The sequence below is a fragment of the Kluyvera cryocrescens NBRC 102467 genome (assembly GCF_001571285.1).
Classification (GTDB): domain Bacteria; phylum Pseudomonadota; class Gammaproteobacteria; order Enterobacterales; family Enterobacteriaceae; genus Kluyvera; species Kluyvera cryocrescens.
This window is the reverse complement of the sequence record NZ_BCTM01000008.1, coordinates 1-13,747: the sequence shown is the minus strand read 5'-3', so window position 1 is coordinate 13,747 and position 13,747 is coordinate 1. Positions and strand designations below refer to the sequence as shown.

General features: G+C 53.5%; 15 protein-coding genes and 1 riboswitch. Of the genes, 9 read left to right on the top strand and 6 right to left on the bottom strand.

Annotation, left to right across the window (positions count from 1 at the left end; genetic code table 11):
- Positions 1-7 precede the first annotated feature (7 nt).
- A complete protein-coding gene (locus KCR01S_RS06045) occupies positions 8-736 on the bottom strand; it encodes a phosphodiester glycosidase family protein (protein WP_061281067.1) in 729 nt (242 codons plus the stop codon).
- 4 nt (positions 737-740) lie between these two features.
- Positions 741-926: a YoaH family protein gene (locus KCR01S_RS06040; RefSeq protein WP_061281063.1), complete on the bottom strand. Its 186-nt coding sequence runs from the start codon at positions 924-926 to the stop codon at positions 741-743.
- Between the two features lie 91 nt (positions 927-1,017).
- On the opposite strand from KCR01S_RS06040, the gene pabB reads away from it, so the two are divergent.
- From pabB to KCR01S_RS06020, 4 genes are all read left to right on the top strand, one after another.
- The gene (gene pabB / locus KCR01S_RS06035) at positions 1,018-2,376 is read left to right on the top strand and encodes an aminodeoxychorismate synthase component 1 (protein WP_061281060.1); all 1,359 of its coding nucleotides are present in this window, start codon (positions 1,018-1,020) and stop codon (positions 2,374-2,376) included.
- A gap of 2 nt (positions 2,377-2,378) precedes the next feature.
- A complete protein-coding gene (locus KCR01S_RS06030) occupies positions 2,379-2,957 on the top strand; it encodes a CoA pyrophosphatase (protein WP_052285621.1) in 579 nt (192 codons plus the stop codon).
- A 164-nt stretch (positions 2,958-3,121) separates the two neighbouring features.
- Positions 3,122-4,486, top strand: coding sequence for an L-serine ammonia-lyase (gene sdaA / locus KCR01S_RS06025; RefSeq protein ID WP_061281058.1), 1,365 nt, complete (start codon positions 3,122-3,124; stop codon positions 4,484-4,486).
- 136 nt (positions 4,487-4,622) lie between these two features.
- Positions 4,623-6,179 carry an EAL domain-containing protein gene (locus tag KCR01S_RS06020; protein ID WP_061281055.1) on the top strand — a complete coding sequence of 519 codons (1,557 nt, stop codon included), beginning with the start codon at positions 4,623-4,625 and terminating at the stop codon, positions 6,177-6,179.
- A 65-nt stretch (positions 6,180-6,244) separates the two neighbouring features.
- Here KCR01S_RS06020 and yoaE read toward each other — a convergent pair whose 3' ends face one another.
- On the bottom strand, positions 6,245-7,804 hold the full coding sequence (gene yoaE, locus KCR01S_RS06015; protein ID WP_061281052.1) for a CNNM family cation transport protein YoaE: 1,560 nt from the start codon (positions 7,802-7,804) through the stop codon (positions 6,245-6,247).
- A gap of 455 nt (positions 7,805-8,259) precedes the next feature.
- Here yoaE and manX point away from each other — a divergent pair, with 455 nt between their 5' ends.
- From manX to mntP, 5 genes are all read left to right on the top strand, one after another.
- Positions 8,260-9,222 (top strand): PTS mannose transporter subunit IIAB, encoded by a 963-nt coding sequence (manX, locus tag KCR01S_RS06010; RefSeq protein WP_061281049.1) that lies wholly within the window; start codon positions 8,260-8,262, stop codon positions 9,220-9,222.
- Between the two features lie 60 nt (positions 9,223-9,282).
- Positions 9,283-10,083, top strand: a complete 801-nt coding sequence (gene manY / locus KCR01S_RS06005) for a PTS mannose transporter subunit IIC (protein ID WP_061281045.1) — start codon at positions 9,283-9,285, stop codon at positions 10,081-10,083.
- 12 nt (positions 10,084-10,095) lie between these two features.
- Complete coding sequence (locus KCR01S_RS06000) at positions 10,096-10,947, top strand: PTS mannose transporter subunit IID (protein WP_052285627.1); 852 nt, start codon at positions 10,096-10,098, stop codon at positions 10,945-10,947.
- 52 nt (positions 10,948-10,999) lie between these two features.
- Complete coding sequence (locus KCR01S_RS05995; RefSeq protein ID WP_061281043.1) at positions 11,000-11,458, top strand: DUF986 family protein; 459 nt, start codon at positions 11,000-11,002, stop codon at positions 11,456-11,458.
- A 198-nt stretch (positions 11,459-11,656) separates the two neighbouring features.
- A riboswitch (yybP-ykoY riboswitch) is annotated at positions 11,657-11,837 on the top strand.
- A 1-nt stretch (position 11,838) separates the two neighbouring features.
- The gene (gene mntP / locus KCR01S_RS05990; protein ID WP_061281040.1) at positions 11,839-12,408 is read left to right on the top strand and encodes a manganese efflux pump MntP; all 570 of its coding nucleotides are present in this window, start codon (positions 11,839-11,841) and stop codon (positions 12,406-12,408) included.
- Here the strand turns inward: mntP and rlmA are convergent.
- The 3 genes from rlmA to KCR01S_RS23975 all read right to left on the bottom strand — a co-directional run bounded on the left by rlmA (position 12,405) and on the right by KCR01S_RS23975 (position 13,738).
- Positions 12,405-13,202, bottom strand: a complete 798-nt coding sequence (rlmA, locus tag KCR01S_RS05985) for a 23S rRNA (guanine(745)-N(1))-methyltransferase (protein WP_061281038.1) — start codon at positions 13,200-13,202, stop codon at positions 12,405-12,407. The two genes, mntP and rlmA, sit on opposite strands and share 4 nt — an antisense overlap.
- A gap of 167 nt (positions 13,203-13,369) precedes the next feature.
- Complete coding sequence (gene cspE / locus KCR01S_RS05980; protein WP_001062678.1) at positions 13,370-13,579, bottom strand: transcription antiterminator/RNA stability regulator CspE; 210 nt, start codon at positions 13,577-13,579, stop codon at positions 13,370-13,372.
- A gap of 42 nt (positions 13,580-13,621) precedes the next feature.
- Positions 13,622-13,738, bottom strand: a complete 117-nt coding sequence (locus KCR01S_RS23975) for a DUF2627 domain-containing protein (RefSeq protein WP_072277114.1) — start codon at positions 13,736-13,738, stop codon at positions 13,622-13,624.
- Positions 13,739-13,747: the final 9 nt, after the last annotated feature.

The window sequence follows — 13,747 nt, the reverse complement described above, 5'->3', positions numbered from 1 at the left end:
GGCGTTTTTAACGTTTTTCGACGGTGATCATCGACACAAAAGGATGGTACTGCCAGGGAATACTGCTCCCCTGCTGGTACATTTTCGAAATAGTGCCATCGAGATAGAGCATCTGGCGCACGTTGAGTCGCGTTTTGGCATAGCAGGCGAAATCATAAAAGTTGGTTTCGCGGTCGCTTAGCATGAACACCACTTTCCCCTGGGTTGTAATCCCCACGCCATTACGCAGCTTACGCGAGCTGGCGGATGGTTTAAGCCGCCAGTTAATGACGCCATTTTCAATCAGCATCGGGCCGGACTGTACCGCATAGTCCATCCCGTTGGTCGATTTCAGCTTATCAAGGCTGATGATCCCCGCCTTCTGGCCGCGCAGATAAAACACACCGCCGGGTTTAATAAAGAAATTACCGCCGCCTGACGATCGGTTCACGGCAACTTTTTGCTGCCCCTTCTCAATATACAGGCCGAGCGGTGCATAGGCTTTGTCGTAAATACCGCCATTCATCGCCATTCGTACGCGCCCGTCGCCGTTGATATCGGCGAGCAGCGCGCGCAATGAGCCATAGTCTTTACCATTAGACTGGCGCCAGTACATGGCGATACGTTCATGTTGAGGGTCGGCGCGATAGCTTTGCAGCGTCAGGCCGGGATCGGTAAGCTGACAGGAGGAACCGGCTGCCGCCAGTAGAGGCGTTGTCGCCAATACCAGCAGCAGGGGTTTTAGGAAGGACGCCATTGGCTTACTCGTCCTCGTCTTCGTCCTCAAAACGGGCAACGATTCGCTCGCCTTTATGGTTCGCGCGCAGCTCTTCAGCCACCAGCGCAATTGCCTGACCGCTCGCCATGCCCTGAGACATCAGCTCCTGAATACGTTCAACGGCTTTCTGCTGCTGTTCATGGCTTAATGAAGGTAATCCTGCAAACATCATTGACTCCTGCTACATTGTGGGCGCTTATTATCCCATGCTGCCCGATTATTCGCCATAGGCAGCGCAGAACAGGCTGGACAGAATAACAATGTTACCCCCTTCAACCATGACGCTTCCCTGGCGACAGGACGCTGCAGAATATTATTTTGCCCCGTTAAGCGCCTCGCCATGGGCCATGATGCTGCATTCAGGCTACGCCAATCATCCGCACAGCCGTTACGATATTGTGGTTGCCGAGCCGCGTATCACGTTAGTCACCCGCGGGGAGACCAGCGAGATCAGGAACGCCGACGGCACGGTCACCCCCTCAACTGACGATCCGCTAACGCTATTGCACCAAGCGCTAGCCAACTGCGCATTCAGCAACGCTTCGCTGCCGGAGCTGCCGTTTATCGGCGGAGCCGTGGGGCTGTTCGGTTACGATCTTGGCCGTCGGTTTGAATCCTTACCCCAGCAGGCGCAAAACGATCTGACGGTGCCGGACATGGCCGTTGGCATTTATGACTGGGCGCTGATCGTCGACCATCACCGCCAGACCGTCACGCTGCTGAGCTACGGCGATATTCAGGCGCGTCTGGCCTGGCTTGAACAGCAACGCCCAGCCGACGGCGAGCCATTTGCGCTGTCATCACGCTGGCAATCCAATATGAGCCGTGAACAGTACGGAGAGAAATTCCGCCAGGTGCAGGCCTATCTGCAAAGCGGCGACTGTTACCAGGTCAATCTGGCCCAGCGTTTTCAGGCTCGCTATCGTGGCGATGAGTGGCAAGCGTTTGTTCGCCTAAACCGCAGCAACCGCGCGCCGTTTAGTGCCTTCTTACGGCTCGACGACAGCGCAATCCTGAGCCTGTCTCCCGAACGTTTTATTCAGCTTGAGCAAGGACACATCCAGACTCGCCCTATCAAGGGGACATTGCCGCGTCTGGACGATCCGCTGGCCGATGCCAAACAGGCCAAGCGACTGGCGAATTCTGCGAAGGATCGTGCAGAAAACCTGATGATTGTTGACCTGATGCGCAACGATATTGGCCGCGTAGCGGTACCGGGCAGCGTGCGGGTGCCGGAGCTTTTTGTTGTCGAGCCGTTCCCAGCGGTTCACCATCTGGTGAGTACCATAACCGCCACGTTGCCAGCCACGCTACACGCCACCGATCTGCTGCGCGCTGCGTTTCCCGGCGGCTCGATTACCGGCGCACCCAAAGTACGGGCCATGGAGATTATTGATGAGCTGGAACCGCATCGTCGTAATGCGTGGTGCGGCAGCATTGGCTATCTCAGCGCCTGCGGTAATATGGACACCAGCATTACTATCCGCACCGTTACCGCAACGCAAGGCACGCTGTACTGCTCGGCAGGCGGCGGGCTGGTTGCTGATAGCGAGGAAGGGGCGGAATATCAGGAAACATTTGATAAAGTTAATCGTATCTTATCGCAACTGGAGTCATAACCATGGATGTCAACGCGCTGAATCTGGATGATTTCCTCTCCCGCTTTCAGCTGCTGCGCCCGCAAACCAGCCGCGCGGCGTTAAATGCCCGCCAGGCGGCGGTGCTGGTGCCCATTGTGCGTCGTCCGCAGCCCGGCCTGCTACTGACGCAGCGCTCTGCGCGTTTGCGCAAACATCCCGGCCAGGTAGCCTTTCCCGGCGGCGCGGTGGACAGCAGCGATGCCTCGCTGATCGCCGCCGCGCTGCGTGAAGCACAGGAAGAAGTGGCCATACCGCCGGAGTGCGTGGATATTATTGGCGTCCTGCCTCCGGTGGACAGCGTGACCGGTTTTCAGGTGACCCCGGTGCTGGGCGTTATCCCGCCGGATCTGCACTATCACGCCAGTGAAGATGAAGTCGCCTCGGTGTTTGAGATGCCGCTGGCTGAAGCGCTGCGCTTAGGCCGCTATCACCCGCTGGATATCCATCGCCGCGGAGATTCTCACCGCGTCTGGCTATCGTGGTATCAGCACTATTTTGTCTGGGGCATGACCGCTGGCATCATTCGTGAACTGGCGCTACAAGTGGGCCTGAAACCCTGACTATACTTATCATTCAATCCGGCGCTCAGTATTAGTAAAATCGGGGCTATTCATTAGTTAAATTCATGTGAATAGTTAAGCTGAGTTCCGGGTTCCCTCATACACTATGCGCAGTTATTACATCGTTGCCGCAACAACGCGGCAACCCTGTCAGGAGTGTTAAAGTGATTAGTATATTCGACATGTTTAAGGTGGGGATTGGCCCCTCATCTTCCCATACTGTAGGGCCGATGAAGGCTGGCAAACAGTTCGTCGATGACCTGGTCGAAAAGGGACTGATTGATGACGTGACGCGCGTTGCCGTTGACGTCTACGGTTCACTGTCCCTCACCGGTAAAGGCCACCATACCGATATCGCGATCATCATGGGTCTGGCGGGTAACCAGCCGGATACCGTAGATATTGATGCTATTCCGGCGTTTATTCGCGATGTGGAAACCCGCGGACGCCTGCTGCTGGCGCAGGGCCGTGTGGAAGTCGATTTCCCAGCAAATGATGGGATGCGCTTCCGCAGCGAGAACCTCTCGCTGCACGAGAACGCCATGCAGATCCACGCCTGGGCTGGTGAAACGCTGGTCTATAGCAAAACCTACTACTCCATCGGCGGCGGTTTTATCGTTGATGAAGAGCATTTTGGCAAAGAAGCCAGCAATGCGGTGCAGGTGCCATATCCGTTCGCCTCCGCCACGGAGCTGCTGGGCTATTGCCAGCAGACCGGTCTGTCTGTCTCCGGCATGGTGATGCAAAATGAGCTGGCGCTGCACAGTAAACAAGAAATTGAAGACTATTTCGCCAACGTGTGGCAAACCATGCGCGCTTGTATCGATCGCGGAATGAACACCGAAGGGATTCTGCCGGGGCCTCTGCGCGTGCCTCGCCGCGCCTCCGCGCTGCGTCGTCTGCTGGTTGCCAGCGATAAGCTGTCTCACGATCCGATGAACGTGGTCGATTGGGTCAATATGTTCGCGCTGGCCGTTAACGAAGAAAACGCCGCCGGGGGCCGCGTCGTCACGGCGCCAACCAACGGCGCATGTGGGATCGTTCCAGCGGTACTCGCCTACTACGATCACTTTATCGAACCGGTGACCCCGGAAATTTATATTCGCTACTTCCTCGCCTCCGGCGCGATTGGCGCACTGTATAAAATGAACGCCTCGATTTCAGGTGCCGAAGTGGGCTGTCAGGGTGAAGTGGGCGTAGCCTGTTCAATGGCGGCGGCCGGTCTGGCCGAACTGCTGGGCGCAAGCCCTGAACAAGTATGCGTGGCGGCTGAAATTGGCATGGAGCATAACCTGGGGCTGACCTGTGACCCGGTCGCCGGACAGGTTCAGGTGCCTTGCATCGAACGTAACGCCATTGCCTCGGTCAAAGCGATTAACGCCTCGCGGATGGCAATGCGCCGTACCAGCGAGCCGCGCGTCTCTCTGGATAAAGTGATCGAGACCATGTACGAAACCGGTAAAGACATGAACGCCAAATACCGTGAGACATCACGCGGCGGTCTGGCGATTAAGGTTCAGTGCGACTAGTACGACGTTTCACCCACCCCTAATACGGGTGGGTGATTTATTTGCCTCTTTTTTCTCACATTTTTCGCTTCCCACTACACTTGCTCTGACGTCACTGGTATTTTCTTTATCAATATATCCGCACCGGGCATCGGACATGCAAACCGCACAATGGATTATCAGGAAGTATCTACGTAAGCGAATCGCCGTATGTGTGACCGTCGCGGTATGTGCTTTTGTGCTCACCCTCGGGACGCGATTTATTTCACAGCGTAGCGTAAATCACAAACAGATAGATACGCTCACCCGCCATTCGGTCGAGCGGTTAAATAAGATTCTGCAGCCGCTGCAAACCCAACGCCATGCGATGCTGGCACTGGTAGGTCAGCCCTGCGAGGCCATTCATCTGCAGTTGCGTAAGGTGGCCGTTGAGCTGCAAACCGTCCGCTCCATCGCGTTGATTAAATCAGGCCAGCTTTACTGCTCCAGTGCGCTGGGTGCCCGCAATGTGCCCATCCATTCGCTTCAGGCGCGATTGCCTAACCCCCAGGCGGTGCTGGAATTAACCATCGACCACTCGTTGATTAAAGGCACACCAATCCTTATCCAATGGTTTCCCGCCTCGGCGGACGGTCAGGACGGCGTTTTGGCCTCTATCAACATTGATTTAGTCAGCAATATTATTCTTGAGTCCTCTCCGCCGCTGATTAGCCACATGAGCCTGAACGTGGGCAACCATTATTTTCAGCATGAGACGGGCATTACCCCGCATTTGGTCAATTCCGACAGCAGTTCATATACCCTTAAATCTTCTCAATTCCCTTTCAGTATTAGCGCGTTAGGCCCGGGCTCCGAACGGCTGACCTTCAATAATCTCTATTCTGAGCTGCCGCTGGCGATCATCATGAGCGTCCTGTTTACCTGGATTGCCTGGCTGGCCACCGCGGGACGGCTGAGTTTCTCGCGTGAAATCAATATGGGTATTGCCGGGAAAGAGTTCAGCCTGTACTGCCAACCGCAAATGGATGCCCGCGTGCAGCGCTGCACCGGGGTTGAAATTCTGCTGAGATGGAACAATCCGCGCGTGGGCTGGGTAGATCCGGATGTGTTTATTCCCATTGCCGAAATGCAAAACCTGATTATCCCCCTCACCCGCTATGTCATTAGCGAAACGGCGAAAAAACTCCATCTCTTCCCGCAAGATCCTGAATTTCAGATAGGTATTAACATTGCCGCGCCGCACTTTAAGGATGGGCTGCTGCTGAAGGATTTAGAACAAAACTGGTTTAGCGTAAAGCCGATCCAGCAATTGACGGTTGAGCTCACCGAACGTGAAGCGCTGCACGACGTCAACTATGAGGTGCGTAGCGAACTGGGCAATCGCCAAATTAAGCTGGCGATAGACGATTTTGGCACCGGCAACAGTTCGCTTTCATGGCTGGAGATGCTGCACCCGGATGTCCTCAAAATCGACAAATCATTCACGGAAGCAATAGGTACGGATGCCGTGAACTCAACTGTCACCGATATGATCATCGCGCTGGGTCAGCGTCTGAACATTGAACTCATTGCGGAAGGGGTTGAGACGGACGAACAGGCCAGCTATCTCCAGCGTCAAGGCGTCTATTTACTGCAGGGGTATTTGTTTGCAGAACCGATACTGCTTGAGGATTTTCCGCGCTGGATGGCAGAGCAGGAAGCACAGGCACAGTAGAGTCCGTGCTTCCCTTAACAACCCGGAGTCAGCTATGCATGCCTCCTCCGGGTCGCTCACTGGCGTTACTCTTCTTCATCGTGCGGGGAGGTTAACTTCACCACCCGCACCTGATCCACACGATAGTTATTGGCTTCGGTAACGGTAATTTGTATCGATGGCAGTTCAACCATTTCACCCGCATGCGGGATTTGGCCGTTAACCGCAATCACCAGGCCGGCAACCGTCGCATAGTCATTGTCTTCATCGACCAGGTTTTCCAGCCCCAGCGTCTGCTGCAGCGCGTGCAGGTCGGTGGAACCTTTCACCAGCCAGCCGTCGCCGTCGGCTACAATTTCTGGCGTTTCGTCAGCATCCGGGAATTCACCGGCAATCGCTTCCAGTACGTCCAGCGGCGTCACCAGCCCCTGCACCATCCCGAATTCGTTGGTGACCATCACGAAGCTACCGCGCGCCCGGCGAAGTACGCCCAGCAAATTGATAGGATCCAACGTATCCGGCACGATGATCGCCGGCGAAGCCGAGGCGATTGCCAGTACATCTTCACCCGCTTCAAGCGCCACCAGCAGCTCTTTGGCCCGTACAATCCCGACAATCTCATCCAGCTCGCCCCGACACACCGGGAACAGGCTGTGCGGAGAAGACAACAGCTGTTCACGAATTTCTTCTGTGCTCAGACAGGCATCAACCCAGCTAATTTCATTACGCGGCGTCATAATGCTGCGCAACGAACGAGAGGCCAGCGTCAGTACGCCATTAATCATGTAGCGTTCTTCTTCAACGAACGCGCCTTCTGGCACCGGTACCGTCGGTTTATTGCCCTCTTCGCTCACCACGGTCGCCGGTTTGCGATTGCCCATCAGACGCAGAATGGCATCAGCGGTGCGGGCACGCAGCGGTTGCGTTGACTGGTGGCGAATAAAGTTTCGGCGCGCAATCTGGTTAAACAGTTCAATCAGAACCGAGAAGCCAATCGCAGCGTACAGGTAACCTTTTGGAATATGGAAACCAAAGCCTTCGGCCACCAGGCTCAGACCAATCATCAGCAGGAAGCTCAGACACAGCACCACCACGGTTGGGTGCTGGTTGACGAAGTTGGTCAACGGCTTAGAAGCCAACAGCATCACGCCCATGGCGATAACCACCGCCGCCATCATTACCCACAGATGCTCCACCATGCCGACAGCGGTAATCACCGCATCGAGCGAGAAGACCGCATCCAGCACCACGATTTGCGCAACGACAACCCAGAAGCTGGAATAGCCTTTGCCGTGACCGGAGTCGTGCTGACGGTTTTCTAATCGCTCATGGAGCTCGGTCGTCGCTTTAAACAGCAGGAACAGACCACCAACCAGCATGATCATGTCACGCCCGGAGAACGTCTGCCCCCACACGGTGAACAGCGGCGCGGTAAGCGTAACCATCCACGAAATCACGGAGAGCAAACCCAGTCGCATGATCAGCGCCAGCGAGAGACCGATGAGACGGGCTTTATCACGTTGTTTTGGCGGCAACTTATCGGCAAGGATGGCGATAAACACCAGGTTATCAATACCCAGAACAATTTCCAGCACCACAAGCGTCAATAATCCCGCCCAGATTGACGGATCCATTAACAGTTCCATAAACCACTCCAACGAGAGACAAGACGGGTCATCGCTATGTCATGTTTAAGCGAGACGATACCTGAGGATACAAAAAGTTGGCGCGTATGGCCGGAGAAAGTGCCGCATAAGCGAGCGGTTGCGAAAAGGCGTCGGTGACGATCCATACTACGGGCTGATGCCCTATACTCCTGTGTAATTAAACGAAACATTAACATAGCAAAATTAAAAGAGAATTTGGCAAAGATTTACCAGTCTTTGCAAAATGTGAGTCTATTTTTTACGCCGCAAAATAATTGCGACCCATTAACTAAATTACGGATCTTCATCACATTAATTATTCTTTCACTGTCTAAAATAATTCTCGGTAACTATTGGTTTATCTCTCTAACCCTTGTCTGAATCGATTCGGTAACGGCATCGGCTCAAATAGTATCAGCCCTACTGGTACTCACGATAATAAAAGGAGGTAGCAAGTGACGATTGCTATTGTAATAGGCACACATGGTTGGGCAGCAGAGCAACTGCTGAAGACGGCAGAGATGCTGTTAGGCGAGCAGGAAAATGTTGGCTGGATCGATTTCGTGCCTGGCGAGAATGCAGAAACGTTAATCGAAAAATACACCGCTGAGCTGGCTAAGCTTGATACCAGCAAAGGCGTGTTGTTCCTTGTAGACACCTGGGGCGGTAGCCCATTCAACGCGGCAAGCCGCATTGTGGTTGATAAAGAAAACTACGAAGTGATCGCTGGCGTCAACGTACCGATGCTGGTTGAGACCTTTATGGCTCGTGATGATAACCCAAGCTTTGATGAGCTGGTGGCGTTAGCTGTTGAAACCGGTAGCGAAGGCGTGAAAGCGCTGAAAGCCAAACCGGTTGAAAAAGCGGCTCCCGCACCGGTTAAGCCGAAAGCTGCAGCACCTGCGAAACCAATGGGCCCGAACGATTATATGCAAATCGGTCTGGCGCGTATTGATGACCGTTTAATCCACGGCCAGGTTGCTACCCGCTGGACCAAAGAGACCAACGTGTCGCGCATTATTGTTGTTAGCGATGAAGTCGCCGCTGATAACGTGCGTAAAACGTTGCTGACTCAGGTTGCACCTCCTGGCGTCACGGCACACGTTGTCGATGTCGCTAAAATGATCCGCGTCTACAACAACCCGAAATATGCGGGTGAACGTGTGATGCTTCTCTTCACTAACCCAACCGACGTTGAACGTATCGTGGAAGGCGGCGTGAAAGTGACCTCAGTCAACGTGGGCGGTATGGCGTTCCGCCAGGGTAAAACCCAGGTAAACAACGCGGTATCCGTTGACGAGAAAGATATTGAGGCCTTTAACAAACTGAACGCACGTGGCATCGAGCTGGAAGTCCGTAAGGTTTCCACCGACCAGAAACTGAAAATGATGGATCTGATTGCCAAAGTGCCGAAATAAACGCTTTGGCAACGTTTTAGCCTTCACACTTAAGTCTGAATAAGCAATAGGAGAAGTACAATGGAGATTACCACTCTTCAGATTGTGCTGGTGTTCATCGTCGCATGTATTGCAGGTATGGAATCAATACTCGATGAATTTCAGTTCCACCGTCCGCTGGTCGCCTGTACGCTGATCGGTATCGTTCTCGGGGATATGAAAACCGGTATTATCATCGGTGGTACCCTGGAAATGATCGCTCTGGGTTGGATGAACATCGGTGCAGCGGTTGCGCCTGATGCCGCACTCGCGTCCATTATTTCTACCATTCTGGTCATTGCCGGCCATCAGGGTATCGGTGCAGGTATCGCCCTGGCTATCCCTCTGGCAGCAGCAGGTCAGGTTCTGACCATCATCGTTCGTACCATCACCGTGGCATTCCAGCACGCAGCGGATAAAGCAGCGGAAAGCGGAAACCTGACGGCGCTGTCCTGGATTCACGTGTCCTCTCTGTTCCTGCAGGCGATGCGTATTGCAATCCCAGCCGTTATCGTTGCGGTTTCCGTGGGTACCAGCGAAGTTCAAAGCATGCTGAACGCCATTCCGGAAGTGGTAACCAGCGGTCTGAACATCGCCGGTGGCATGATCGTAGTCGTAGGTTACGCGATGGTCATCAACATGATGCGCGCAGGCTACCTGATGCCGTTCTTCTACCTCGGCTTCGTCACTGCGGCATTCACTAACTTCAACCTGGTTGCTCTGGGCGTGATTGGTGCCGTAATGGCCATCCTTTACATCCAGCTGAGCCCGAAATACAACCGTGCTGCAGGTGCACCTGCTCAAGCGGCTGGTTCTAACGATCTTGATAACGAATTGGACTAACAGGTGAGCGAAATGGTTGATGTGACTAAAACTACCACCGAGAAAAAACTCACTCCGGGCGATATCCGTGGCGTGTTCCTTCGTTCAAACCTGTTCCAGGGTTCATGGAACTTCGAACGTATGCAGGCGCTGGGCTTCTGCTTCTCTATGGTTCCGGCGATTCGTCGTCTGTATCCTGAGAACAACGATGCGCGTAAACAGGCTATCAAGCGTCACCTGGAATTCTTTAACACCCATCCTTACGTAGCGGCTCCAGTTCTGGGCGTTACGCTGGCGATGGAAGAACAGCGTGCAAACGGCGCAGAGATTGACGATGGTGCTATCAACGGTATCAAAGTTGGTCTGATGGGCCCGCTGGCAGGCGTGGGTGACCCAATCTTCTGGGGTACCGTACGTCCGGTCTTCGCGGCGCTGGGGGCCGGTATCGCGATGAGCGGCAGCCTGCTTGGGCCACTGCTGTTCTTCATCCTGTTTAACCTGGTTCGTCTGGCGACCCGTTACTACGGCGTTGCTTACGGCTACCGTAAAGGGATCGATATCGTTTCCGATATGGGCGGCGGCTTCCTGCAGAAACTGACTGAGGGGGCGTCTATCCTCGGCCTGTTTGTCATGGGGGCCCTGGTAAACAAATGGACGCACGTGAACATCCCACTGGTGGTTTCGACCATCACCGGCCAGGATGGCCAAACGCGTGTGACCACCGTGCAGACTATCCTTGACCAGCTGATGCCGGGTCTGGTGCCTCTGCTGCTGACCTTCGCCTGCATGTGGCTTCTGCGTAAGAAAGTGAACGCCCTGTGGATCATCGTTGGCTTCTTCGTCATCGGTATCGTGGGTTACGCAATCGGCCTGCTGGGTCTGTAATATCTGCTGTACGCCGGGGGCCCTGCCCCCGGTTTTTTTATTTGGAGGCTTAATGTCCATCACGGATCTGGTACTGGTCCTTTTCATCATCGCGCTGCTGGCTTTTGCCATTTACGATCAGTTCATCATGCCCCGCCGTCATGGCGCCACCCTGCTCGCCGTTCCTCTCTTACGCCCCGGCCGCGTAGACAGCGTTATCTTCGTCGTGCTGATTGTCATCCTGGTGTACAACAATGTGACCAGCCACGGCGCGCTCATTACCACATGGTTATTATGTGCACTGGCATTAATGGGCTTTTATCTGTTCTGGATCCGCAGCCCGAAAATTATCTTTAAAACCGAAGGCTTCTTCTTTGCAAATGCATGGATAAAATATATCCGCATTCAGAAAATGAATTTATCGGAAGATGGTGTACTGGTCATGCAATTAGAAAAGCGCCGCCTTCTTGTCCGCGTCAAAAATATTGACGACCTGGAGAAGATCTATAAACTTCTCGTTAATTCTCAATGAGTTAAAATATAGCCATCGCTATATCTGCGTTATTTAACAGCAGATCGAATATAGCGTTGGCTATGTTTACCCTGCCAAATCCATCGATATTTATTAACGTCTTGATTACGCAACAAATCTAAATGAAAATCGTTATCATCAAAAAATTAAATAAGCAATAGCAATTGTTGTTTTATATTCTAAAAATATGTTAAGGTTGCGCCCGTCGTTGGGGAGTAGCTGATTTCCATCCCTTGGAAATGTACGTGTCAACATACTCGTTGAAAAACGTGGTGCGTACGGATTACACACTGTAGTCAAGCGAGACCATAGACGCATTCACTGCTGATTACTGGGGGCAGTAATGTGTCATATGGAAACTTCCCGGTCTGGACATCTTCATGAATTTAACCGCTACGATCCTCCTTGCCTTTGGTATGTCGATGGATGCTTTCGCTGCATCAATCGGTAAAGGCGCGACGCTACACAAACCTAAATTCTCTGAAGCCCTGCGCACCGGCCTGATTTTTGGTGTCATCGAAATGCTCACACCGTTGATCGGTTGGGGTTTGGGCATGCTCGCCAGCCAGTTTGTGATGGCATGGAGCCACTGGGTTGCCTTCGCCCTGCTGGTATTCCTGGGTGGACGAATGGTTATTGAAGGTTTTCGCGGTGATGACGCGGAAGAAGATAAAGAGGCTCCGCGTCGCCACGGCTTCTGGCTACTGGTGACGACAGCCATTGCCACCAGCCTGGATGCGATGGCGGTTGGTGTAGGCCTGGCGTTCCTGCAGGTCAATATTCTGGCTACCGCTTTCGCGATTGGCTGTGCAACCTTCATTATGTCGACGCTGGGAATGATGGTTGGCCGCTTTATTGGCCCGCTGCTCGGGAAACGGGCTGAAATTCTCGGTGGGATCGTGTTGATTGCCATTGGCGCGCAGATCCTCTACGCGCACTATATGGGTTAATCGCTCTCTCTTTGCCAGGCGTGAATCGCGAAATCCGTCTGGCAATCAAACCGTTCACTCTGCTTCAATGTCTCCCACACCTCTGGCTTCGCTCGCCACGCAAATGGCGTCATCTGCAAAAGCGTCACCGCTTCTTCACCACTTAACTGCATCGGATAGGCTAGCTCGTCGTGGCTTTGTAGCGTAAAGCCGTCAATCACTTCGGAATGCGGCGCATGCAGCTGCACTTCGTGGTAGATGAGTCCCTTCATTTCGAGCAGATGGCGAGGCCCTGGCGTCACGGTAATCACCCAGCCGCCCGGTTTGACCACGCGCTTGAGTTCCGCTGGATTACAGGGGGCATAAATACGCACCACAGCGTCCATACTGGCATCGTCGAAAGGCAAACGCTGGCTGGACGCCACGCAAAAGTTTACCTGCGGATAGCGCTTTGCGCCGTAGCGCACGGCCGTTTTCGAGACGTCCAGCCCCCAGGTTTCTTTCGCGACAGCCGCAAAGGCGTGCGTGTAGTACCCTTCCCCGCAGCCAATGTCCAGTAAAGCGTTGGGTTTAATGGCGATTAACTTTGTGCTGACGGCGTCACGCAATGCCAGGTAGTGCCCGGCATCCAGAAATGCGCGACGAGCCTGCATCATTTCCGCGCTATCACCCGGATCGCGAGAACGTTTATGCTGTACCGGCAGGAGATTCACGTAGCCCTCTTTCGCCTGGTCAAACTGATGACGCTGTGGGCAAAGGTAACTATTGCCGCTGCGCGTTAGCGGCGCGTGGCAGAGCGGACAACTGTAGGACATAACAACTCCGGCATAATCGTAAAGGGCGAAAGTGTACCGCTATTCAGGCGAGGGAGAAAGGTGAAGCGGCAGGTATGAGAGGGCTGGAAATGATAAAGCCCCGCATTTGCGAGGCTTTATGTCTGATAATGATGCGCAGCAGCGCCGCAAGATCAGTGATTGTCGAATCAGATAGCGGTTACGTTAACAGCCGCTGGGCCTTTCTGGCCGTCCTGAATTTCGAACTCAACGTTCTGGCCTTCAGCCAGAGTTTTGAAGCCATTACCCTGGATTGCAGAGAAGTGTACGAATACATCTTTGCTGCCGTCAGCAGGAGTAATGAAGCCAAAACCTTTAGACTCGTTGAACCACTTAACTTGACCTTTAATCTTTGCCATTTGCAAAATTCCTTAGAGTGTTTTCTGCGCCCGCAGGCGTTTTCATATAGATAAAACTGAGACATGACTGCATGCGGCACTAATATAAGGTTCGGCAGAGAAGCGGTATTCAACGTCAACGTGTTTACTCAGAACTTCTTTACTGATAATGCCATACATAAACAGAAC

Excerpts from the sequence above, each read along its gene's own strand:
- KCR01S_RS06020 (WP_061281055.1), top strand. The coding sequence starts at position 4,623 with ATGCAAACCGCACAATGGATTATCAGGAAGTATCTACGTAAGCGAATC.
- KCR01S_RS06040 (WP_061281063.1), bottom strand. The coding sequence starts at position 926 with ATGTTTGCAGGATTACCTTCATTAAGCCATGAACAGCAGCAGAAAGCC.
- KCR01S_RS05995 (WP_061281043.1), top strand. The coding sequence starts at position 11,000 with ATGTCCATCACGGATCTGGTACTGGTCCTTTTCATCATCGCGCTGCTG.
- KCR01S_RS06045 (WP_061281067.1), bottom strand. The coding sequence starts at position 736 with ATGGCGTCCTTCCTAAAACCCCTGCTGCTGGTATTGGCGACAACGCCT.
- pabB (WP_061281060.1), top strand. The coding sequence starts at position 1,018 with ATGTTACCCCCTTCAACCATGACGCTTCCCTGGCGACAGGACGCTGCA.
- KCR01S_RS06000 (WP_052285627.1), top strand. The coding sequence starts at position 10,096 with ATGGTTGATGTGACTAAAACTACCACCGAGAAAAAACTCACTCCGGGC.
- KCR01S_RS06030 (WP_052285621.1), top strand. The coding sequence starts at position 2,379 with ATGGATGTCAACGCGCTGAATCTGGATGATTTCCTCTCCCGCTTTCAG.
- KCR01S_RS23975 (WP_072277114.1), bottom strand. The coding sequence starts at position 13,738 with ATGTATGGCATTATCAGTAAAGAAGTTCTGAGTAAACACGTTGACGTT.
- mntP (WP_061281040.1), top strand. The coding sequence starts at position 11,839 with ATGAATTTAACCGCTACGATCCTCCTTGCCTTTGGTATGTCGATGGAT.
- yoaE (WP_061281052.1), bottom strand. The coding sequence starts at position 7,804 with ATGGAACTGTTAATGGATCCGTCAATCTGGGCGGGATTATTGACGCTT.
- cspE (WP_001062678.1), bottom strand. The coding sequence starts at position 13,579 with ATGGCAAAGATTAAAGGTCAAGTTAAGTGGTTCAACGAGTCTAAAGGT.
- manY (WP_061281045.1), top strand. The coding sequence starts at position 9,283 with ATGGAGATTACCACTCTTCAGATTGTGCTGGTGTTCATCGTCGCATGT.
- rlmA (WP_061281038.1), bottom strand. The coding sequence starts at position 13,202 with ATGTCCTACAGTTGTCCGCTCTGCCACGCGCCGCTAACGCGCAGCGGC.